At 45.6% G+C, this 23,504-nt stretch carries 20 protein-coding genes and 1 riboswitch; of the genes, 1 reads left to right on the top strand and 19 read right to left on the bottom strand.

What is annotated here, in order from left to right:
• Positions 1–36: 36 nt before the first annotated feature.
• Together MHB62_RS08365 and MHB62_RS08360 are read right to left on the bottom strand one after the other, a co-directional pair.
• Positions 37–912 carry a YicC/YloC family endoribonuclease gene (locus tag MHB62_RS08365; protein WP_009967215.1) on the bottom strand — a complete coding sequence of 292 codons (876 nt, stop codon included), beginning with the start codon at positions 910–912 and terminating at the stop codon, positions 37–39.
• 82 nt (positions 913–994) lie between these two features.
• Positions 995–3,667, bottom strand: coding sequence for a calcium-translocating P-type ATPase, SERCA-type (locus MHB62_RS08360; RefSeq protein WP_003232087.1), 2,673 nt, complete (start codon positions 3,665–3,667; stop codon positions 995–997).
• A 121-nt stretch (positions 3,668–3,788) separates the two neighbouring features.
• On the opposite strand from MHB62_RS08360, the gene rqcH reads away from it, so the two are divergent.
• Positions 3,789–5,501, top strand: a complete 1,713-nt coding sequence (gene rqcH / locus MHB62_RS08355; protein ID WP_003232089.1) for a tRNA modification protein RqcH — start codon at positions 3,789–3,791, stop codon at positions 5,499–5,501.
• 39 nt (positions 5,502–5,540) lie between these two features.
• Here rqcH and sirC read toward each other — a convergent pair whose 3' ends face one another.
• The 17 genes from sirC to pyrR form a co-directional block, all read right to left on the bottom strand.
• Positions 5,541–6,029, bottom strand: coding sequence for a precorrin-2 dehydrogenase (sirC, locus tag MHB62_RS08350; RefSeq protein WP_003232091.1), 489 nt, complete (start codon positions 6,027–6,029; stop codon positions 5,541–5,543).
• Positions 6,010–6,795, bottom strand: a complete 786-nt coding sequence (gene sirB / locus MHB62_RS08345) for a sirohydrochlorin chelatase (RefSeq protein ID WP_003232093.1) — start codon at positions 6,793–6,795, stop codon at positions 6,010–6,012. The genes sirC and sirB overlap by 20 nt, the downstream gene beginning before the upstream one ends.
• 2 nt (positions 6,796–6,797) lie before the next feature.
• Positions 6,798–7,571, bottom strand: a complete 774-nt coding sequence (cobA, locus tag MHB62_RS08340) for a uroporphyrinogen-III C-methyltransferase (RefSeq protein WP_003232095.1) — start codon at positions 7,569–7,571, stop codon at positions 6,798–6,800.
• A 98-nt stretch (positions 7,572–7,669) separates the two neighbouring features.
• Positions 7,670–8,263, bottom strand: coding sequence for an adenylyl-sulfate kinase (gene cysC, locus MHB62_RS08335; RefSeq protein ID WP_003232097.1), 594 nt, complete (start codon positions 8,261–8,263; stop codon positions 7,670–7,672).
• Positions 8,264–8,275: 12 nt separating this feature from the next.
• Entirely contained in the window at positions 8,276–9,424 is a 1,149-nt protein-coding gene (gene sat / locus MHB62_RS08330; protein WP_003245745.1) for a sulfate adenylyltransferase, read from the bottom strand.
• A gap of 48 nt (positions 9,425–9,472) precedes the next feature.
• Complete coding sequence (gene cysP, locus MHB62_RS08325; RefSeq protein WP_003232101.1) at positions 9,473–10,537, bottom strand: sulfate permease; 1,065 nt, start codon at positions 10,535–10,537, stop codon at positions 9,473–9,475.
• A gap of 11 nt (positions 10,538–10,548) precedes the next feature.
• On the bottom strand, positions 10,549–11,250 hold the full coding sequence (locus tag MHB62_RS08320; RefSeq protein WP_003232103.1) for a phosphoadenylyl-sulfate reductase: 702 nt from the start codon (positions 11,248–11,250) through the stop codon (positions 10,549–10,551).
• A gap of 161 nt (positions 11,251–11,411) precedes the next feature.
• A riboswitch (SAM riboswitch) is annotated at positions 11,412–11,517 on the bottom strand.
• Positions 11,518–11,661: 144 nt separating this feature from the next.
• A complete protein-coding gene (pyrE, locus tag MHB62_RS08315; protein WP_003245090.1) occupies positions 11,662–12,294 on the bottom strand; it encodes an orotate phosphoribosyltransferase in 633 nt (210 codons plus the stop codon).
• Positions 12,291–13,010 carry an orotidine-5'-phosphate decarboxylase gene (gene pyrF, locus MHB62_RS08310; protein ID WP_003232107.1) on the bottom strand — a complete coding sequence of 240 codons (720 nt, stop codon included), beginning with the start codon at positions 13,008–13,010 and terminating at the stop codon, positions 12,291–12,293. Before pyrF ends, pyrE begins: the two co-directional genes overlap by 4 nt.
• The gene (locus MHB62_RS08305) at positions 12,979–13,914 is read right to left on the bottom strand and encodes a dihydroorotate dehydrogenase (protein ID WP_003245610.1); all 936 of its coding nucleotides are present in this window, start codon (positions 13,912–13,914) and stop codon (positions 12,979–12,981) included. Before MHB62_RS08305 ends, pyrF begins: the two co-directional genes overlap by 32 nt.
• On the bottom strand, positions 13,914–14,684 hold the full coding sequence (gene pyrK, locus MHB62_RS08300; RefSeq protein WP_003232111.1) for a dihydroorotate oxidase B electron transfer subunit: 771 nt from the start codon (positions 14,682–14,684) through the stop codon (positions 13,914–13,916). The genes MHB62_RS08305 and pyrK overlap by 1 nt, the downstream gene beginning before the upstream one ends.
• Positions 14,681–17,896 carry a carbamoyl-phosphate synthase (glutamine-hydrolyzing) large subunit gene (gene carB, locus MHB62_RS08295; protein WP_003232113.1) on the bottom strand — a complete coding sequence of 1,072 codons (3,216 nt, stop codon included), beginning with the start codon at positions 17,894–17,896 and terminating at the stop codon, positions 14,681–14,683. The genes pyrK and carB overlap by 4 nt, the downstream gene beginning before the upstream one ends.
• Complete coding sequence (locus MHB62_RS08290) at positions 17,881–18,975, bottom strand: carbamoyl phosphate synthase small subunit (RefSeq protein ID WP_003232115.1); 1,095 nt, start codon at positions 18,973–18,975, stop codon at positions 17,881–17,883. Before MHB62_RS08290 ends, carB begins: the two co-directional genes overlap by 16 nt.
• Positions 18,972–20,258 carry a dihydroorotase gene (locus tag MHB62_RS08285; protein ID WP_015252125.1) on the bottom strand — a complete coding sequence of 429 codons (1,287 nt, stop codon included), beginning with the start codon at positions 20,256–20,258 and terminating at the stop codon, positions 18,972–18,974. The genes MHB62_RS08290 and MHB62_RS08285 overlap by 4 nt, the downstream gene beginning before the upstream one ends.
• Positions 20,242–21,156, bottom strand: coding sequence for an aspartate carbamoyltransferase catalytic subunit (locus MHB62_RS08280; protein ID WP_015252126.1), 915 nt, complete (start codon positions 21,154–21,156; stop codon positions 20,242–20,244). Before MHB62_RS08280 ends, MHB62_RS08285 begins: the two co-directional genes overlap by 17 nt.
• A gap of 144 nt (positions 21,157–21,300) precedes the next feature.
• Positions 21,301–22,608, bottom strand: coding sequence for a uracil permease PyrP (gene pyrP, locus MHB62_RS08275; protein WP_032721520.1), 1,308 nt, complete (start codon positions 22,606–22,608; stop codon positions 21,301–21,303).
• Positions 22,609–22,781: 173 nt separating this feature from the next.
• Positions 22,782–23,327, bottom strand: a complete 546-nt coding sequence (pyrR, locus tag MHB62_RS08270) for a bifunctional pyrimidine operon transcriptional regulator/uracil phosphoribosyltransferase (RefSeq protein ID WP_003232127.1) — start codon at positions 23,325–23,327, stop codon at positions 22,782–22,784.
• Between the last annotated feature and the right edge of the window lie 177 nt (positions 23,328–23,504).

Below are 23,504 nucleotides of genomic sequence, written 5' to 3'. Positions count from 1 at the left end.
CCTAGTAAGACCGTCTGTAAACAATACGCACAGTCACTATTCTATATTTTGCACTTGTTCTTTTATTTTTTCAATAGAACTTTTCATTTCAACGACAAGCTTTGTGATCTGATGATCATTTGCTTTTGAGCCGATCGTATTTGCTTCCCGATTGAGCTCCTGAACAAGAAAGTCGAGTTTGCGCCCGACAGCTCCGCCACTAGCTAATATATCACGAAACTGGGCGAAGTGGCTCTTCAGCCTTGTAATCTCTTCAGTGATATCAGAGCGGTCTGCAAAAATAGCGCATTCTGTTACAAGCCGGCTCTCGTCTAATACGTCTTCAGTCCATTCTTTGATTCTGGCATACAGCCGTTCCCGGTAACGAGATACGACATCTGCAGCCAGCAATTCAGTTTCTCTCACCAGCTCTTCAAGCTGATCAATATGCATCAGGCAGTCTTTCGCTAAGAGCAGCCCCTCTTTTTCACGCATTTCACAGAGACCTTTTACCGCTTCTTCTGCAGCATCGATGATCAACGCCTCCAGCTTGTCATTTTGCGTCTGTTCTTCATGAACCTGGACGACATGATCAAGCTTAAAGAAATCCATTACATCGGGCTCTGCAGACAATTGATACCGCTTCTTCATATCTCTCGCGGCTGCGACAAACTCATCGAGCAGCGGCCAATCAATTTCAAGCCTTTTCTCAACAAGCATATCGCTGTCAACGGATACGAAAAGCTCAATTCTTCCGCGCTGAATATGCTGCAGAATGGTCTGTTTCAGCTTATCTTCAAAATATAGCAAAGGCCTTGGCAAACGAGCGTTCACTTCTTTAAATCTGTAGTTCACAGATTTAAGTTCAACGCTTACAGAGAGATCGTCTTGTGTTTTGCTTGCACTGCCGAAGCCTGTCATACTTCGTATCATTTTAAAACACCCAATTCTTCCCTGTTCTCATAATAAAAGGGCAATAGACACGCTATTACCCCTAAGATTATATCATATGAATTTATTTTTTTCTTGTTAAAAGTGACCCCGCCAGCAAAAAAGTAGGGATGGCGGACATACCGATGACGAGCATCCAGTCCCCCGGCGTGATGGCTACAGTATGGAAAATCGGCTGAAGCGGCGGATAGTAGATTACTACAAGCATCAGCAAAATGGATGACAATACCGCGCCGATTAAATACAGGTTTTGAAACGGATTTCTAGAGAAAACAGAAGTTTCGCTGCGGCAGTCAAACACGTGAATAAGCTGAGCGAGCACCAATGTGGCAAACGCGATCGTCTGGGCATAAGCCAAGTTTTCCGGATTGCGGTGGTACACAATGATAAACGCTAAAATAGTGGCAACTCCGATTAAAAATCCTCTGGAAACGACCTTCCATCCTAGCTTGCGGGCAAATACCCCTTCTTTCGGATGACGGGGCTTGCGCTTCATGACGTCTCCTTCCGGCTGATCCATGCCGAGCGCCATTGCCGGCAATCCGTCCGTCACCAAGTTGACCCACAAAATCTGAATCGGAACCAGCGGTAAAGGAAGGGCAAGCAGCATCGCAAACAGCATGACAAGGATTTCTCCGACGTTAGACGCCAACAGGTATCTGATAAACTTCCTGATATTTTCGTAGATGTTCCTGCCTTCTTTTATCGCTGATTTAATCGTCGCAAAATTATCATCCACGAGAACAAGAGATGATGCTTCTTTGGCCACATCTGTCCCGGTAATGCCCATAGAGACGCCGATATCAGCCTGTTTAATGGCAGGAGCATCATTGACGCCGTCTCCCGTCATCGCCACAATATGCCCGTTCTCCTGATAGGCTTTTACGATTTTTAGTTTATGTTCAGGGGAAACGCGGGCAAATACATACACATCCTCCACCACATGAGAAAGCTCTTCTTGAGAAAGTTCATTCAGCATCTTGCCGTCCATGATTTTGCCGCTTTTCGGAAGGAGGCGCAAGTCTTTCGCTATCGCTTTAGCGGTTTCTACATGATCACCTGTAATCATGACGGTCTTAATTCCCGCTTCACGGCATTCTTTAATCGCCTGTCTGACTTCCGGCCGCGGGGGATCAATGATACCTGAAAGGCCAAGCATGGTCAGATCTTTTTCCGCCTGCTCCATTGACGGTGTTTCGCCTGCTTTTATCGGCCTGTAGGCGACCGCTATCGTTCTGAGCGCCTGTGATGCCAAATGTCTTAATACCGCCTCTGTTTCTGCTTTTCTTTCATTTGAAAAAAGAGCCGCTGAGCCATCATAATAAATACGGGAAGATCGCTGCATGAGTACATCCGGCGCACCTTTTGTAATGATATAGCGCTTTCTGTCTTGATTCTCTACGATGACAGTCATCATTTTCCGTGCGGAATCAAACGGAAATTCTTCAATCACTCTGTAATTAGATTCAACAAACTCCTTTGAAAAACCGCCTTTTCTTGCCGCGGTGAGCAGCGCTCCCTCTGTCGGATCTCCGTCAAGCACATATTCGCCGTCTCTTTTCTCAATATTGGAGTTGTTACAAAGCGCTCCGAACAGAAGCATCTGCTGAAGCGGCTTATGTTCATTGACACTGATCTCTTTTTCGTTTAGTGTGAAGCTTCCTTTCGGTTCATAGCCGGCCCCTGCCACTCTCCATGTTTTCCCTCCGGACCAGACATGCGTCACTGTCATTTTGTTTTGGGTCATTGTCCCTGTTTTATCTGAGCAAATGATAGACGCACACCCAAGCGTTTCAACAGCAGGAAGCTTTCTAACAATGGATTTTTGTTTAATCATCCTCTGTACACCAAGCGAAAGCGCCACTGTCACAATCGCCGGCAGCCCCTCCGGAATAGCGGCTACCGCTAACGAGACACCTGCTAAAAACATACTGTACAGATCATGACCCTGAATAACACCGACAGCAACGACAAGTACGGTCAGAAGCAATGCAACAACAATCAAAATCTTCCCGAGCTGCTCCAGTCTTCTTTGCAGCGGGGTTGACAATGTCCCTGCCGATTCAAGCATGTCGGCAATTTTCCCCATAGCCGTATTCATTCCTGTCCCGACGACAACCCCGACACCGCTGCCGCGGGTCACAATCGTACCCATAAATGCCATATTGGTAATATCGCCGAGTGAAACATCCGGTTTTTTCAATTTATCAGCATGCTTCACAACCGGGATTGATTCCCCGGTTAGCGCTGATTCTTCTATTTCAAGGCTTCTCGCTTCAACAATTCGAACGTCTGCGCCAATTCTGTCCCCGCTCGTAAATTTCACAATATCACCCGGCACCAGTTCCTTAGAAGGAATCTTTGTCCAGCTTCCTTCCCTGAGTGCCATGACGTGCGGTGTTGAAAGCTCTTTTAAAGCCTGAAGAGATTGCTCAGCACGCCTTTCTTGAAAGAAACCGAGTATGCCATTCACAAACACAATCGCAATAATCGCAACCGCATCTACATATTCACCAAGAAATCCTGAGATTAACGTTGCCGCCAGAAGCACAAGCACCATAAAATCTTTGAACTGCGCGAAAAACAAGAGAAGCGCTGAAGTTTTTTTCCCTTCTTGCAGCTCGTTTGGTCCATGCTTGTCAAGGCGTTTTTTTACCTCTTTTTCTGTTAATCCTTGTTTCATGGACGTATTGGTTGCCTCTAGTAAATCTGTTTGTCCCATTTCATGAAACTTCATTCCGCTCGTCCACTCCCCTGCTCTCTTATAGAGATATCACTCTATAAGCATGCTTATTCTGACTCGTCCCATTTCATGCTATAATTATCGAATGCAGGAAGAATGAGAGGGTGTATTGCATATGTCGTTTGATGGCATGTTTACATACGGAATGACACACGAACTTAACGAGAAAATAATGGGCGGACGAATTACAAAAATCCATCAGCCATATAAGCACGATGTGATTTTCCACATCCGTGCCAAGGGAAAAAACCAAAAACTATTATTATCGGCACATCCGAGCTATTCACGGGTGCATATCACGGCACAAGCTTATGAAAATCCAAGCGAACCGCCAATGTTTTGCATGTTGCTGAGAAAGCATATCGAAGGCGGATTCATTGAGAAAATTGAACAAGCGGGCTTAGACCGCATTATGATTTTTCATATCAAAAGCCGAAACGAAATTGGCGATGAAACCGTACGAAAGCTTTATGTAGAAATTATGGGCCGCCACAGCAATATCATTTTGACTGACGCAGCAGAAAATGTGATTATCGACGGACTTAAGCATTTATCACCGTCAATGAACAGCTACCGTACAGTACTGCCCGGCCAAGATTATAAGCTTCCGCCTGCTCAGGACAAAATATCGCCTCTTGAGGCGTCAGAAGATGATATTTTGCGTCACCTCAGCTTTCAAGAAGGAAGGCTTGATAAACAAATTGTCGACCACTTTTCAGGCGTGTCTCCGCTTTTCGCCAAAGAAGCGGTTCACAGAGCAGGCCTTGCCAACAAAGTCACACTGCCAAAAGCGTTGCTGGCACTGTTTGCCGAAGTGAAAGAGCACCGTTTCATTCCCAACATTACGACTGTAAACGGAAAGGAATATTTTTATCTGCTGGAGCTGACTCATCTAAAGGGCGAAGCGCGCCGTTTTGATTCATTAAGCGAACTGCTCGACCGTTTTTATTTCGGAAAAGCTGAACGAGACCGGGTTAAGCAACAGGCTCAGGATCTTGAGCGTTTTGTTGTGAACGAACGGAAGAAGAATGCCAACAAAATCAAAAAATTAGAGAAAACCCTGGAGTATTCGGAAAACGCGAAGGAATTTCAGCTTTACGGAGAGCTTTTAACCGCTAATTTATATATGCTGAAAAAAGGTGATAAACAGGCTGAGGTCATCAATTATTATGATGAAGAAAGCCCGACAATCACGATTCCTTTAAACCCGAACAAAACGCCTTCTGAAAACGCACAGGCCTATTTCACGAAGTATCAGAAAGCGAAAAATTCGGTCGCAGTTGTCGAGGAGCAAATCAGGCTGGCACAGGAAGAGATCGAATATTTTGATCAGCTGATTCAGCAGCTTTCGTCCGCTTCTCCCCGGGATATCAGCGAAATCAGGGAAGAGCTTGTTGAGGGCAAATATTTACGCCCTAAGCAGCAAAAAGGCCAGAAAAAGCAAAAACCGCACAATCCGGTGTTAGAAACATATGAATCCACCTCAGGGCTGACAATTTTAGTGGGTAAGAACAATCGTCAAAATGAATATTTAACGACAAGAGTGGCGGCCAGAGACGATATCTGGCTTCACACGAAGGACATTCCCGGCTCCCACGTTGTGATCAGAAGCAGCGAACCTGATGAGCAAACAATCATGGAAGCCGCGACAATTGCAGCTTATTTTTCAAAAGCTAAAGATTCAAGTTCAGTGCCTGTAGATTATACAAAAATCAGGCATGTCAAAAAACCAAACGGCGCGAAACCCGGTTTCGTCACTTATGACAGCCAGCATACCGTCTTTGTCACGCCTGATGCTGATACTGTCATCAAGCTCAAAAAAAGCTGAGCCGCATAAAGAAAAGCCAGAGCATTTGTATGCTCTGGCTTATTTCTTTCTTCTCATCTGATAAAGCCTGTTCACTTCAGCAACAAAATCGCCGTCAATCAGCTTATCCACGTTTTCAGCAAGCTCTTTCGTGTGCTTTGGACTGGCTCCGCTTGTAGAAACAGACACAGTGACATGCCCTCTTTTTACGATTTTCGGCATATATACATTGCCAAGCTCAGCGTCACTGACACAATTGACAAGCTGAAAAGGCGAAGCGGATTGGGCAATTTCTTTGTTCACTGCCGCATTATCCGTCGCAGCAATAATGAAGAAAGCATTGAGATAATCTTCTTTTTCAATTGTCCGTTTTTCCCATTTGATACGCCGCTCTTCTGCCATTTGCTTGATTTCCGGTTCCACATCCGGACTGACAAGCGTTATATCAGCTCCCTCAGAAATCACCGTTTTCAGCCTTCTGAGAGCGATGCTTCCGCCCCCCGCAATCACAACCTTCTTCTTTTCCAGGCTAATGTGCAGCGGAAGCATATGAACCTCCATCAAAATCAAATTGTCCCTCAGAATTTGCCGCAGTTTCTCTCACACGGTTCAAAAATGCGTTTTTCACATGAGGATGAAAACCGATATAGGAAGAGAGGTAGACGTTCGGATTATGGGCTTTTAATTTCTGAACCTCTCGTTCGATTTCATTCATCAGCATACCCGTAAAAAGCAAATATGGAACGATAAAGGTTGTTATGCCGTCATCTTTTTCAAGTTCTGAAAAAACCTCTTTGTAATTAGGGCCGCATGCTGTCAAAAAGCACGGAATGACTTCCTTCACTGGAACCATTTCCTGAAGAAGATTAGCAATTCCGGTTACGTCTCTTTTGACGTCTGGATCTGAACTTCCCCTTCCGATGAGCACCACTCTGGCATTTTCATACGGAACACCTATGTCTTTCATTCGGTGATATACAGCCTTGACTACTTCTTCGTCAATCCCGATCGGCTTTCCGTATGAAATACGGACTGATGGATATCGAGATGCAACACGGACAATTTCTTCCGGAATATCATGTTTTGCATGCGCAGCTGTTAAAAGAAGCAGAGGCACCACTGCGATATGAGTGGCACCTTGCTTCACACATGCTTCAAATCCTGTCTCAATTGTCGGCTCCTGAAGCTCTAAAAAGCTGATTTCTTGTACTGGCACAGAGATGTGGGCCTTGCATCCTTCCAAAAAGGCTGCGGCTTCTTGCTGCGCTTTTTTGACCCGGCTGCCGTGGCCGACATATAAAATTGCTTGTTTCATTTTTACAACGCCTCGCTTAAATCTTGTTTTTTTAGTTCAGATTCAAACCATTCCAGCTTATAGTGATAATTTACAACATTTCCAATGACAATTAAACTCGGATTTGTAATGTTTTCTTTTATCACCGTTTCTGAAAGGGTGTCAACTGTACAAAAAACAGATTTTTGCTTGTCCGTTGTCCCCCAATGAATAAAGGCTGCTGGCGTAGAACCGTCCCGGCCATTTTCAAGGAGTTTTCTTTCAATCTGCTGCACGTTTTTGATACCCATATAGATGACAAGTGTATCAATTCCTGTAGCCAGCGCTTTCCACTTTTCCTCAAAATCTTCTTCTTTTTTATAGTGACCCGTTACAAAAGCGACGTTAGAGCCCGCATCCCGATGGGTAACAGGAATCCCGGCATAAGCGGCTGCCGCGATTCCAGACGTAATGCCGGGAATGATTTCAAACGGAATTCCATTTTCAGAGAGGCATTCCGCTTCTTCCCCTCCTCTCCCGAACACAAAAGGGTCTCCGCCTTTCAGTCTGACAACCATTTTCCCTTTTTGCGCATACTTCACAAGAAATCGATTGATGGTTTCCTGCTTCATCGTATGAAAATCCGGAAGCTTCCCGCAGTAGATCAGGTCTGCTTGCTCTTTGGCATATTGTAAAATCTCTTTATTTACTAATCTGTCATATAAGATGACATCAGCTTTTTCAATGGCTTTCAGCGCTTTAATTGTCAGCAGATCAGGGTCACCGGGACCCGCTCCTACAATATATACTTTCCCCATCGTATTTCCCCCGATCTATTCGAGTTCTTCCAGAAGATTCGCTGTGATGATGTTCTCGCTTGCATTCCGGCATCTGAGAAGAACGCAGCAGATCATATTCAGCTCAATTTTTGTTTAACAAACTCGATCAGCTGATTTTTACACGCTTCACGGTCATGCTGTCCTGAATCAAGAACGAGCTCTGGAGCTTCCGGTTCTTCATAAGGAGAATCAATTCCTGTAAAGAACGGAATCTCGCCGTTTCTTGCTTTTTTGTAAAGCCCTTTCGGATCTCTTTGTTCACAAATATCAAGGTCGCATTTAATGTAGACTTCATTAAATTCGCCCGCTTCCACAAGCTCGCGAACCTGTTGTCTGTCCTCGCGGAAAGGAGAGATAAAAGCAGTAATCACAATGGTTCCCTGCTGAACAAAAAGCTTCGCCACCTCTCCGATCCGGCGGATGTTTTCTTTTCGGTCTTCATCAGAAAAACCAAGATCCCTATTTAGGCCGTGACGGATATTATCCCCGTCCAGCACAATGACTTGGTAGCCTTGCTCAAACAATTCTCTCGCAGCGGCGTTGGCAATGGTTGATTTGCCTGAGCCGCTTAACCCTGTCAGCCAGAGAATGGAGCTTTTATGCTTGTTTTTTTGCTGATACTCTTCTTTTGTGATAGAGGCTTCATGCCATACAATATCGCGATTTGTCACTGCCAGTCCTCCTTAAGATACGCCTACTTCTTCTTTTTTCTTCATCCCTTTGATTAACACTTCTACTACTTCTTTTCGACTGAATTCAGCAGGCGGCAGCACACCGTCTCTCAGCATACCTCTTACCTTAGTGCCTGATAAAATGACGTGATGCTCTCTGCCATGAGGGCAAGTTTTTGCTGTTCCCATATTTCCGCATTTTTTACAGAAGAAGCTGTGCTCAAATTTCAGCGGTGTAATTCCGAGTTCTTCAGGTTTAAATGTGTCAAACAGTTCCTGTGCTTCGTATGTTCCGTAATAGTCGCCTACACCTGCATGATCACGGCCGACGATGAAATGTGTGCAGCCGTAGTTCTTTCTGACAAGCGCGTGGAAAATTGCTTCTCTCGGGCCTGCATAACGCATCGCCGCTAAAAAGACACCAAGGAAAACACGATCTTTCGGGTAATAATGATCAAGAAGCACTTGGTAGCTTTCCATCCGTACATCAGCTGGAATGTCATCAGATTTTGTTTCACCTACTAACGGATTCAAGAACAAGCCGTCTACTGTTTCAAGAGCCGTTTTTTGAATGTATTCATGCGCTCTGTGAACAGGGTTTCTTGTTTGGAAACCGACAATGGTTTCCCAGCCTTTTTCCGCAAACTGGCGTCTCGTTTCTGACGGTTCAAATGTAAATTCAGGGAACTGTTTTGAAGCTTTTTTAATCAACGTAATCGGTCCGCCGACATATGTATTGCCGCGGCTGAACAGCTTTTTAACACCAGGATGCTCCTGTTCATCTGTTTTGTACACATTGACAGCTTCTTTTTGTTTGTCAGGCACGTACAGGTCTTCGATTTGGATAACGCCGTAAGTTTCTCCTTCATACGTTAACTTTACCGTTTCACCAAGTGACAGTTCCGCTGCTTTTTGCGCATCGACCGGAAGCGTGATTGGAAGAGACCAGACAACGCCGGAAGAAAGACGCATGTTTTCGACCACTGATACGTAATCTTTTTCATTAAAGAAACCTTCAATCGGGCTGTATGCACCGATACCGATCAATTCCAAATCCGCGAAAGAAATTAAATCAAGTTCAATTTCTTTTTGAATGCCGCTCACATCATATGATTCATCTACTCTGTTTACTAATGTTCCTCCGTGTGGTGCTAAGCTCATAATATCCATCTCCTCCTAGTTAACTTATAAAATTACTCAGATTAATGATCAGATTCCCCCGCCTTGTTCGTGGACTGAGCGTCTCTCTTTACGAATGGCCTTTGTCAGGCTGATGGCACCGCCCGCCGCTAAAAGCACACTTACCATGATAAAGATCGAATAATAATCTGCTTTTAAAAACAAGGATACAAGCAGATAAGAAATCGATAAAGATAAAAACGGCGATACGATCCATACCTTCAGCATCGTTTGAACAACTTGTTTATGGAACACGTTCGGACCGTTTTTCGCCATGCCTATTCCGATAATAGACGATGACGTGACTTGCGCCAAGGGCACCGGCATCCCAAATACAGAACTGATGATCACCAGTCCCGCTCCTGTACCGGATAAGAGAATGCCTTCCCCTTTGGAGAACCTCGTAATTTTCTTCCCGTTTGTTTCTAGCACTCGCCGGCCTAATAACAGTGCGCCAAGAGCAACAAAAGCTCCTCCATACAAGGTTCCTTTTCCGACATCAAGCACACCGGCAGCTACTAACGGGCCAACAGCATTCGCCACGTTATTCATGCCGGCAGAGAATGCTTCGAAAAATCCGGCAACTAACAAAACAATGCCGAGGATTTTTTGCTTTTTAGAAGATTTTACTTCAATCTTAAAATAACGAAACAGCTTAGATACGAAATAGGTGAAGCCGAAAGCGAACAGCGGGACAAAAACCCAAAATGACACAATGATCAGAAGATTGTTCACAAACAATACTTTATAAGCCACTCCCACGCCGACAACCGCGCCGACTGTTACTTCACTTGTCGACAAAGGAATGCCGAGCAGATTAGCAGTAAAGAGCGACAGGGCAGCAGCTCCAATAATGATGCAAACAATCGTCAGTGTAATCGTCTGCTCAGGAATAATGCCGGAGCTGATTGTTTTTACAACCTCGCCTCCGCCAATGACCGCCCCGGCAAAGACACCGACTGCGCATAGGATCAAAGCGTAAGTTTTCTTTTTGATGGCTCCGGAGCCGTAAGCAACCCCCATCGAAGCTGCAGCGCCGCTTGCACCAATATTCATCGCGAAAAACAAGCTAAATAAAATAGCGGCTAATTCCATTTTGCAGCTCCTTATTCATGCAGTCCGCATTCTGTTTTCGCCATACCATTCCATCTGCCTGAGCGCAAATCTTCTGCTGTAAAAGCGGGAGAAGTGCAAGGCGCACAGCCAATACTTGGATAGCCTTGGTCATGAAGCGGATTGTAGTCCAGTTCATTCCGGGATGTATATCTCCAAATGTCTTTCCAAGTCCAATGGATAAGCGGGCAAACTTTTACTGACTTGAATTTTTCATCTTTGTTTAAGAAATTCGTATTGGCACGGCTTGGCCCTTGATCACGGCGCAGGCCGGAAAGCCAGGCTGGATGTCCTGAAAGCGCCTCTCTTAAAGGAACGACCTTTCTAAGATAGCAGCACTGATTCGGCTCTCTTTCCCATAGTTTGTCACCATGTTCTTCGGCTTGTTCCTCAAGGGTGAGATCTGGTTTTTTCAGGATGATATTAAGACCCGGATAACGCTCTTTCACTCGTTCAATTGTTTCATAGGTTTCTTTAAAATGAAGTCCTGTATCAAGAAACACAATCTCTGCGTCTTTTTTCACTTTATAAATTAAGTCAATCAGAACGATTCCCTCAATTCCGAAACTGCAGGCATAAACAAGCTGATCGCCGTAATGGCCGTATGCCCATTTTAAAACTGACAGCGCTCCTTTATAAGGATCGTCTTCCGGAAATGTAATCGTTGGTTCTTCCCAATTATCATACGTTAACATTTCTTCTTTCCTCCTTTCGGAGACAAACAAACAGTAGCTTTCTGCCGGTTGTCTTTTCCCATGTAATGTGATTCGCGGCTGCTGATATACAGATAGCCTTTTTACCTCTTAAAATAAAAAACTTTCAATCCGGCGGAAAGAAAGACAGGAACAGCATGCAGCCCTTATCTTTCAAAATGGAATTCATTTTGCTGGAAGTAGCACCTTACAAACTATGCAGGTTGCCGGGCTTCATAGGTCCAGTCCCTCAGCCGCTCTTGATAAGTTTTTAGATTTGTAGTAAATTTTAGCACAATTCTAACATAAGTCAACCCGACTTTTTTTATAGGATTAATAAAAAAACAGGCCTCACAGCCTGTTTTCAAGTACAGAAAGGCTTTGAAGCCTCTTTACATCATTTGAATTTATTTTTTATTTTTTAAACCAATCTTTTGACTCGGGATTTCGTTTCCATGTTTGCAGCTTTTTTAGATCATCTGAATGAATATTTCCGTTTTCAAGCGCGACCTCTGTGAGCGTATCATAATCGGTTAATGAGTAGTATGGCAGTTCTGCCTTTGCGAAGGCTTCCTCCGCTTTAGGAAGTCCGTACGTAAAGATTGAGACGACACCAAGCACTTCACAGCCGGCCGCTTGTAAAGCTGCACAAGCTTCAAGCACGCTGCCTCCTGTGGAAATTAAGTCTTCAATGACGACTGTTTTTTGCCCTTCTTGCACAGCTCCCTCAATCTGATTGCCTTTTCCGTGCGCCTTCGGCTTGCTCCTCACATAACACATCGGAAGATTCAAATGGTCCGCCGCAAGAGCAGCATGAGGAATACCGGCAGTTGCTGTTCCCGCAATCATTTCAGCTTCAGGAAAATGCTCTTTAACAAGCTTGCTGATACCTGAAGCAACATCGTTTCTGACCTCTGGGAAAGATAGCGTAAGGCGGTTGTCACAGTAGATCGGTGATAAAATGCCGCTTGCCCATGTGAACGGCTCGTTCGGGCGTAAAAATACAGCTTGGATGTCTAATAGATGTTTTGCGATGATTTGTTTCAAGATTTGATTCCCTCCCATTCAAGTCTGACAGCCTTATAGGCTTTTACCGGGTCTTCCGCTTTTGTAATCGAGCGTCCTACTACAATCGCTGATGAACCTTTCTCTCTTGCTATGGCAGGCGTCGCTACGCGAACTTGGTCATTCGCAGCGTCCTCTGACATTCTGATCCCCGGAGTGACAGTCAGAAATGAAGGCGACACCGCTTGGTAAATGGCTTTTGCTTCATGAACAGAGCAGACCACTCCATCCAGTCCGCTTTCTTCCGCCTGTTTGCTGTAGTGCACAACCGTATCAATCAGAGACTTTTCGATCAGCAGTTCATCTTTCATGATTTGTTCAGATGTGCTTGTCAGCTGGGTTACCGCGATAAGTGACGGACGTTTTTTTCCAGCCGGCGTACCTTCTTCTAAGCCTTCGAGAGCTGCCTGCATCATTTTTTTGCCCCCGGCAGCATGAACATTGACGAGGTCTACTCCAAGACTGGCAAGGCGCTTCATCGCTTTGTTTACAGTAGTCGGGATGTCATGAAGCTTTAGATCTAAAAATAGCTCGCAGTTTCTTTCTTTTAGTTGTTTCACGATAGATGGCCCTTCTTGATAAAAAAGCTCCATCCCAACCTTTACAAATAACGGTTCTTGCTGAAAAGGCGCTAAGAACGCAAGTGTTTCTTCAGCTGACGCAAAATCAAGCGCGATGATGGGCAGGTTGTTTTTCATGATTCCAGCTCCTTCCGATGCATTCTTCAATTGATTGATAGCCGTATTGGAGCAAAACAGATGGGAGCTGTTCAATAATCTCTGGACATGCAAAAGGATTCACAAAGTTTGCTGTTCCGACAGCGACTGCGCTTGCTCCCGCGAGAAGAAATTCCAGGGCATCTTCAGCCGTTTGCACGCCTCCCATTCCGATAATCGGGATGTTGACCATCTGGCTGACTTCATACACCATGCGAATGGCAACCGGCTTCACAGCAGGGCCCGAAAGTCCCCCTGTTTTATTCGCTAATATCGGTTTGCCGGTTTTTAAATCGAGTCTCATGCCGATTAGTGTGTTGATCATCGTAAGACCGTCCGCTCCCGCTTCCTCGATCGCTAATGCAATTTCTGTGATATTAGCCACGTTCGGGGATAGCTTCACATAAACGGGTACATCCGAAACCTCTTTCACCGCTTTTGTCAAATCGGCAGCCATTTCAGGATTCGTGCCAAAAGCGATTCCGCCTGTTTTCACATTCGGGCAGGAAATATTCAATTCAAGAGCATGAACATTAGGCGCTTTGCTGATATGTTCTGCGACTTCAACATAATCATCGACTTGAGAACCTGCGACATTGGCAATGATCGGTGTATCAAACTGCTCAAGCCACGGCAGCTCATGATGCAACACACTATCCAGCCCCGGATTTTGGAGACCGATCGCATTGAGCATTCCAGCACCAGTCTCAGCTACCCGCGGCGTCGGATTCCCAAAGCGCGGCTCCTTTGTCGTAGCCTTAATCATGATAGCTCCAAGACAAGACAAATCATAAAAACGTGAAAATTCTTTTCCAAAACCGAAGCAGCCTGATGCAGGAATGATTGGGTTTTTCAAATCAAGTCCCGGCAATTTCACCTCTAGCATTACAGCGCCACCTCCTGAGCTTTAAATACAGGCCCGTCGAGACATACTTTTACATAGGATGTCTCACTTTCGTTTGTATGGCACACACACGCGAAGCATGCGCCGATTCCGCAGCCCATTCGTTCCTCCATGGACAGATATACTTCTTTATGGGCATATTCCTGTTTTAACGCCTTGAGCATCGGTGTCGGCCCGCAGCTGAGGAGGATATCAAACTCTAGCTTTTTCCGTTTAATCACATCTGTGACAAATCCGGTTTCCCCGTAGCTTCCGTCAGCTGTTGCCACATACGTGTCTCCGTACTGCCGGCATTCTTCCTCGTAAAAAACATCCTTTGCCGATTGGAATCCTAAAACGTGGATGACATTTACCCCTTTTTCAATCAAGCGTTTCGACAGCTCTTGGAGAGGCGGCACACCTACTCCGCCTCCTACCAGCAAAGCCGTCTTTCCGGGTTGAACTTCATTAACAGGAAAGCCATTTCCCAAAGGCCCGAGGACATCCACAAGTTCTCCCTGCTGCTTCAGTGACAAGAGTCTTGTCCCTTCCCCATCTACCCGATAAATGATGGTGACTTCATTTTTTTCAAAGTTGACGTCTGCGATGCTGATCGGCCTTCTCAAAAGAGGCGTAACCGCTTCGCTCACTTTAAGATGAAGGAACTGTCCAGGGGTTGTAAACCCTTGGACAAGCTCCCCTTTCAGAACCATTTGAAACACCCGGTCTGCAATTTGCTGGTTAGAACATACTGTCAAATACGCTTTTTTCATATAGTGACTGCCGCCTCCTGATTTGTGTTGACTGCCGGCATTTGATCAGCACGGAATGTCATGCTTTCCAGCACTCGCAATATCGCCTCTGCCGTATCTAAAGATGTTAGGCAGGCAACACCATTTTCTACTGATTCACGTCTGATTCTAAAACCGTCTCTTGCCGGCTGCTTTCCTTTTGTCAGCGTATTGATGACAAACTGCGCTTCTCCGTTTCTGATGACATCAAGCAAGTTCGGGCCATCCTGACCGATTTTTCCGACGACCTTCGCTGGAATGGAAGCTTCTTTCAGGTAGCCTGCCGTTCCTTCCGTCGCTAAAATGTTGTAGCCGATCGCGTGGAACCGCTTAGCAATGGCAAGCCCTTCTTCTTTGTCCTTATCAGCTACTGTTAAAAGCACGGAACCGTAGTTCGGGATTTGAATACCTGAAGCGATCAAGGCTTTGTAGAGCGCCTTTTCAAGTGTCGAATCTTTCCCCATGACTTCACCTGTTGATTTCATTTCAGGCCCTAACGTAATATCCACTCTTCTCAGCTTGGCAAAGGAGAAGACCGGCGCTTTTACAAATACACCTTGCTGTTCAGGCTGAAGGCCCTCTGTATAGCCAAACGCAGCCAGCTTTTGACCAAGAATGATTTTTGTTGCGAGATTCGCCATTGGGATACCCGTAATTTTGCTTAAAAACGGTACGGTTCTGCTTGATCTCGGATTCACTTCTAGCACGTACACCTCGCCTTGCGACAAGACGAATTGAATATTGAGCAAACCGACAATATTCAGCCCTTTAGCCAATGCGATCGTGTATTGTTCAATTTTTTTCTTAATGTCCTCTGTGAGAGACTGAGGCGGATAAACAGCGATTGAGTCTCCGGAGTGAACGCCCGCACGTTCAATGTGCTCCATAATTCCCGGAATGACGACTGTTTCACCGTCGGATACTGCATCGACTTCAATTTCTTTTCCGGTCAAGTATCTATCAATTAATACAGGGTGCTGTGGATTGATTTTGACTGCATTTTTCATGTAATGAAGCAGTTCCTCTTCATGGTAAACAATCTCCATCGCCCGGCCGCCAAGTACATAGGAAGGGCGTACCAGTACCGGATAACCGATATCACTTGCGATGCTTACCGCCTGATTAACTGATGTCGCTGTTTTGCCAAGCGGCTGAGGAACACCAAGTTCTCCAAGCGCTTGTTCAAATTTATCCCGGTCTTCGGCACGGTCTAAATCTTCTAATGAAGTTCCAAGGATTTTCACTCCGCGTGCAGAAAGCTCGTCAGCAAGGTTAATCGCAGTTTGTCCGCCAAATTGTACGACAACGCCCATTGGCTGTTCGAGGTCAATGATGTGCATGACATCTTCAATCGTAAGCGGTTCAAAATACAGCTTGTCTGAGATGCTGAAGTCTGTTGAAACGGTTTCCGGGTTGTTGTTGACAATAATGGCTTCATAGCCTGCTTGTTTAATTGCCCATACAGAGTGAACCGTCGCATAGTCGAACTCGACACCCTGACCGATTCGAATCGGACCCGAACCAAGCACCATCACACTTTTCTTATCTGTAACGACAGATTCATTTTCTTCTTCATATGTGCTATAGAAGTATGGCGTTTCTGACTCAAATTCCGCCGCGCATGTATCTACCATTTTGAATACCGGCGCAATCCCCGCTTGTTTTCTCAAGCTGTAAAGCTCAGATTCTTTCATTTTCCATTCACGGCTGATGTACTGATCAGAGAAGCCGAGTTCTTTTGCCCGTCTCAGCACATCTGTATCGCCCGCATTGGCCTTCAATTCTTTTTCAAACTGTACGATTCCGAACAGCTTATGCAAGAAGAAGACATCGATAGCGGAAAATTCATGGAGGTCTTCTACCGTGTAGCCTCTTCTGTACGCTTCAGCTAAGTAGAATAAGCGTTCATCACCGGCCTTTTTAATTCGCTTTTCAAGAAGCTCATCTGAAATGTCAGCGGCGTCCTTCAATTCAAGATGATACACATCCGCTTCCAGTGATCGCACTGCCTTCAGCAATGACTCTTCAAGCGTGCGGCCGATTGCCATGACCTCACCTGTCGCTTTCATTTGCGTGCCAAGCTTTCTGTTTGCTGATTCAAACTTATCAAACGGCCAGCGCGGAATTTTGGATACGACATAGTCAAGAGCAGGTTCAAATGCTGCATATGTTTTTCCTGTCACCGGGTTCATCATTTCATCTAATGAAAGTCCGACTGCAATTTTAGCAGCGAGCTTTGCAATCGGGTACCCCGTTGCTTTTGATGCAAGGGCAGATGAACGGCTGACACGCGGATTTACTTCAATAATGTAATATTGGAAGCTGTCTGGATCTAAGGCGAGCTGGACATTACATCCGCCTTCGATCCCAAGCGCGCGAATCAGTTTTAACGATACATTCCGCAAGAGCTGATATTCGCGATCGCTGAGCGTTTGGCTCGGCGCGACAACAATACTGTCTCCAGTATGGATTCCAACTGGATCAATGTTTTCCATGTTACAAACGACAATGGCGTGATCCTGGCTGTCTCTCATGACTTCATACTCGATTTCTTTATAGCCGGCGATGCTTTTTTCAAGCAGACATTGGTGTACCGGGCTTAATTTCAAGCCGTTCTCAACGATTTCTTTTAGCTCTGTTTCATTCGAGCAGATGCCTCCGCCTGTTCCGCCTAATGTATATGCCGGGCGGACAATGACAGGGAATCCAATTTGACTGACGAATTTTTCTGCTTCTTCAAGGGAGTGGATAATCTCACTTTCAGGCACCGGTTCATTCAGTTCATTCATTAATGTTCTGAACAAGTCACGGTCTTCAGCTTGCTGAATCGCAGACAGTTTCGTGCCAAGCACTTCGACGCCGCATTCTGCCAAAACGCCTCTTTCAGAAAGCTCAACCGCAAGATTCAAACCGGTTTGGCCTCCGAGTGTAGGAAGAATGGCATCCGGGCGCTCTTTTCTGATGATTCGTGTCAGGAATTCAGGTGTGAGCGGTTCGATGTAAACCCGGTCAGCCATTTCTGTATCTGTCATGATCGTTGCAGGGTTTGAGTTGACAAGGATGACTTCATAGCCTTCTTCTTTCAAAGCAAGACAGGCTTGTGTTCCCGCATAGTCAAATTCTGCTGCTTGGCCGATGATGATCGGTCCAGATCCGATTACTAAAATTTTGTTAATGTCTACGCGTTTTGGCATACCGCTTCCCCTTCTTTCTCTGTTGTTTCGATCATTTCGATGAATCTGTCAAATAGATGGTTGGCATCCTCAGGACCAGGTGAGGCTTCGGGATGATATTGAACCGTAAATGCCGGCAATGTTTTATGCTTCAGCCCTTCAATCGTATCGTCGTTAATTGCGATATGCGTCACTTCCAGTTCTGTTTTACTGATAGACGAAACTGTATATCCATGGTTTTGAGATGTTAAGGCAACTTTTCCTGTAGCCAGCTCTTTTACCGGGTGGTTTGAGCCCCTGTGGCCGAATTTCATTTTTTCAGTATTCGCCCCGCACGCCAGCGCGAATAATTGGTGGCCAAGACATATTCCGAATAATGGCACTTTTCCAAGAACACCTTTAATCATTTCAATCGCTTCAGGCACATCCTTCGGGTCTCCAGGTCCGTTAGAAAGCATGATACCGTCCGGTTTCAGCTGAAGCACCTCTTCCGCTGTAATGTTGTAAGGCACAACGATGACGTCACATTTCCGTTTGTTCAGCTCTCTTAGAATCCCGTGTTTCATGCCGAAGTCAACCAAGACAATGCGTTTGCCTCTTCCCGGGCTCGGATATGCTGTTTTTGCTGATACTTGGGATACTTGATTTCTTGGCAATTCCGTTTCGTTCAGTCTTTTCAGCACTGCTTCGATATCTTCATCAGATGAAGCGAATGTTCCTTTTAGCGCGCCTGCCGTGCGGATCATTCTTGTCAGCTTCCTTGTATCAATCCCCTGGAGTCCGGGAATGTTTTTCATTTTTAAATACTCGTCTAAGGTGTATGCTGAACGCCAGTTGGAAGGCAGCTCACATAATTCTTTGATGATCAGCCCTTTTACAAAAGGGGTAATGGATTCAAAATCATCACGGTTAATGCCGTAATTTCCGATAAGCGGGTATGTTAATGTTACGATCTGCCCGCAGTAAGAAGGGTCAGATAAAATTTCCTGATAGCCTGTCATCCCAGTATTAAAAACGACTTCTCCCATGTTGTGTTCTAAGCTTCCGAAGGCTTCTCCCTCGAATACCGCTCCGTTTTCCAGTACTAATCGTCTCTTCATTTGACAAGTCTCCCCTCTTCATAAGCAAGCTTCCCTGCCGCAATTGTAGCGACCGGCCAGCCGGTGCAGCTGATGCCGTTGAATGGTGTATTTTTTCCTTTTGATAAAAATGTCTCTTTGTCTATAACTGCTTCTTTTTCTAAATCGATTAACGTAATGTCCGCAGCTTGCCCCGTTTGTAATGTTCCATATGGGAGACCGAACGCTTCGCATGGCTTGATTGTCATGTAGTCAATCAACTGCTTCAGCGACCAGCTGCCATTTTTGACAAAGTGTGTGTAAAGAAGCGGGAATGCTGTTTCTAAGCCGACAATTCCGAATGGCGCCAGTTTCATTTCTGTGTTTTTCTCTTCTTCCGTATGCGGTGCATGGTCTGTTGCGATAAAATCAATTGTTCCGTCTAAAAGACCTTCAATTAAAGCAGCTCTGTCTTCTGCACTGCGGAGCGGCGGATTCATTTTATAGTTTGTGTCCAGCCCCGGGATGTCCTCATCACAAAGCAGCAAATGATGCGGCGACACTTCTGCTGTCACTCTGATTCCCGCTTTTTTCGCATCGCGTACAACTCTGACAGATTCTTTCGTGCTGATATGGCATACATGATAATGGCAGTTTGCCGCCTCAGCCAGCAGCACATCGCGGGCAATATGAACCGATTCACACACAGAAGGAATGCCGCTTAGCCCGTTCGCTTTGGAGAATGTCCCCTCATGTACGCTTCCTCCGTAAATTAAGGAGTTGTCCTCGCAATGTGCAACAATCGCTTTGTCAATTGCAGCTGCCCGTTTCATCGCTTCATACATCATACCTGCTGTCTGTATACCAACACCGTCATCTGTAAAAGCAAATGCCCCGGCTTCTTTTAATGCTTCAAAGTTTGTCATTTCATCGCCGATTTGTCTGATCGTAATGGATGCATATGGAAGAACTCTGACGCATGATGTTTCTTTAATTCTGTTTTGCACCCATTCCATCTGCTCCTTTGTATCAGGAACCGGCCGCGTATTCGGCATTGCTGCTACTGTAGTATAGCCGCCGCGTGCCGCCGCTTTGGCCCCGGTTTCAATAGTTTCTTTTTTCTCTCCGCCCGGCTCTCTGAAATGCACGTGGAGATCAACAAACCCAGGTGAAACGAGCAAACCTTTCGCATCAATTACCGTTTCATTATCCGTTGCATCAAGCTTGCCGATTGCGGTGATGGTTTCTCCAGTCACTCGGATATCCGCTTCTGTTTTTTCACCATTTTCGTTTAGTATCCAGCCGTTTTTAATGAGATATGACATATGCTGCTTCTCCTCTTTTCACATTGGTTTGTAAGGCACGCTGTATCACTGCCATTCTGATAAATACGCCATTTTGCATTTGCTTGAAGATTCTTGATTTTTTGCTTTCTACTAAGCTGTCATCAATCTCCACTCCTCTGTTTACCGGAGCAGGATGCATGATGATCGCATGCTGCTTCATACGCTCAGCCCGTTCTACGGTCAAGCCGTATTTGTTTAAATAGCCTTCCTGGCTGACAGCGGACTGATGTCGTTCATTTTGAATGCGCAGCAGCATGACGACATCGGAAGACTCAACTGCTTCATCCATTGAGACATACGTGCCGAATGTATTTTCTTCATCCTGCCATGCCGAAGGGCCGGAAAATAGGACCCGGGCACCCAATCTTGTCAACACTTCCGCATTTGACCTTGCCACTCTGCTATGCTTGATGTCACCGTGAATGGAGACGGTAAGCCCTTTGAACGTATTGAACTCTTCATAAATCGTCATTAAATCAAGCAGTGATTGTGTCGGATGCTGGCCGCATCCGTCTCCCGCATTCAGAATCGGAATGTTCACCTGGCTGACAAGCTCTTCATAATACTCATCCTCACTGTGCCTGATGACGCAGACGTCCACACCGATTGATTCGAGCGTCCGGATCGTGTCATATAAGGTTTCGCCTTTTTGCACGCTTGTGCTTGTTCCATCAAGGTTGAGCACATTCATGCCCAGCTTTTTTTCTGCGACCTCAAAGCTGAACCGCGTTCTCGTGCTCGGTTCGAAAAACAGGTTTGCGGCAAACTTTCCTGTAAGCTGATTGTCTGTTTTTCCGCTTTTGAGATCTTGTGCTGTTTGAAGCAAATCTTTGATTTCCTCAGTGCTGAGTTCACTCATCGTCGTTAAATGCTTCATGTTCTTTCCCCTCTCTTTTCAACTTAAGGCTGAAAAAAACCCCGGTCTAAGATAGACTCGGGGTATGGTTAAATAGAGGGCAGCATTGAAGCTTCCTTCTCTTCATAACCCTTCCAAGCCTCTCTGGACTTTCATTAAAAGGTTTTAGATATGATGTTGTTCAGATGTGTCTGTCTGCTCTTCCTTCGCATGCGGAAGAATCAGGTTTAAGATGACACCGACAATTGCGGCAAGCGCCATTCCTGACACTTGGAATCCGCCTTGAGACACTTGGATAAAAGCGCCTCCTACACCGATCACAAGGATAACTGATGTAATAATGAGGTTTCTGTTGTTTTCATAATCAATTTTGTTATCAATCAGCATTCTCAGGCCGCTTGAAGCAATGATTCCGAACAGCAGGAAGGAGACGCCTCCCATGACCGCTGACGGCACTGAACTGATCAGCGCTGAAATTTTGCCGATAAAGCCGAAGCAACAGGCAATCACTGCCGCTCCTCCGATGACAAAGACGCTGAATACTCTTGTGATGGCCAGCACGCCAATGTTTTCTCCGTAAGTCGTTGTCGGCGGACCGCCGATCAGGGAAGCGAGGATTGTCGCCACACTGTCACCCATAATAGAGCGATGAAGACCTGGCTTTTTAATGAAGTTTTGTCCAACAACCTTGCTCAGCACCATTTGGTGGCCGATATGCTCTGACATTGTGACAAATGCGACAGGAACCATTGCGGCTGCGATGCCGAGTGTAACTGACGGTGAATAATCTTTGAACGGAATGATAAATTCAGGCACTGCGAACCATTTCGCGTCAAGCACCGGCTGGAAGTTGACAATCCCTTGAGTAAGGGCAAACAGGTATCCGCCGATGATTCCGATCAGAACCGGAATCAGGCTTAAAAATCCTCGTAAGAAAATCGCACAAATAATCGTGATTGCCAGCGTAACTCCTGCGACACTAAAGTGCTTTAAGCTGTAGACCAACTCACTCGCGTTCGGATCAGCATACATCGCCATGTTTACCGCAGTGCTTGCCAGTCCCAGCCCGATGACGATAATAACAGGCCCTACGACTACAGGCGGGAGAATCTTCATCAGCCATCCTGTTCCAAGCTGCCTAATCAATAAGGCAATCAGCCCGTACACCAGCCCTGCAAGAAACGCCCCAACCATTGCCGCTCCCGGCCCGCCGGTCGCTTTTACCAGAATGATCGGAGAAATAAAGGCGAAGGATGAACCGAGATACGCCGGAATTTGTCCTTTCGTAATAAGAAGGTACGCCAGTGTTCCGATGCCGCTTGTCACCAACGCCACAGCAGGACTCATTCCGACGAGCTTCGGAACCAAAATGGTTGAGCCAAACATGGCAAACAAATGCTGAAGGCTGAATGAAACCCAAGAGAAAGGTGTCGGGACATCCCTGACCCCTAAATTTACTTTTTTCTTACTCATGATGATTTCCCCCTGATTGTTGACTTTCATTTTAGGATGACTCAATGACTGTATAAAAAAACCTCTTTGCTTTTTTACGCAAAGAGGCATACAAAGACCTGCCGAATGCTTTTTGGGCCTTTGTTGTGCACCTCTTTGCAACCTCTCTGGATTGCCCTTAAAAAGGTGATCTATTATTCGTTTTCATAAATGGCGACGAGATCGTTTTGGTCTACCTCATCAAGCTGAACCATAACCTTTTCAGACTTTGATGTCGGGATGTTTTTCCCGATATAATCCGCTCGGATCGGCAGCTCCCGGTGTCCTCTGTCCACAAGCACTGCAAGCTGAATGGAGGAAGGTCTGCCTACATCAACAAGCGCATCCATTCCTGCTCTGACTGTTCTTCCGGTATACAGAACATCATCAACGAGAATGACTTTTTGATCTGTAATATCTACCGGAATATCTGCACCTTTTACAAGCGGTTCATCGTTGCTCGTTTTTTTAGAAAGATCGTCTCTGTAAAGAGTAATATCAATTTCACCGACTGTAACAGGATTTCCCTCAATCTGTTCAATGCGTTCCGCAAGGCGTTTTGCCAGGTAAATCCCTCTTGTCTTAATACCGACAAGAATGCAGTTATTCATTCCTTTATTGCGTTCGATCATTTCGTGAGCAATCCTGGTCAGCGCCCGTCTGATTGCCTGTTCGTCGAGAATGACAGCTTTTTGATTCAATGTGTGACACCTCACAGTTCATATAGAAGAAAAAACCCCTCCTGCCAGAGCATAGAGGGGTTTTAGGACAAGGTGCGCGCCTGTACACGCATCCCGTCTATCCGTTATCCTTCTCAGCCTCTCTGGACTGTTTTAAAGAATCTATTCAGCTTCGTTTATTATTTCAGAAAAGAAACC

Source organism: Bacillus sp. FSL K6-0255, from assembly GCF_045040725.1.
Classification (GTDB): domain Bacteria; phylum Bacillota; class Bacilli; order Bacillales; family Bacillaceae; genus Bacillus; species Bacillus subtilis.
Note: the sequence above shows the minus strand (reverse complement) of the source record. Positions and strands in the feature narration are given on the sequence as shown.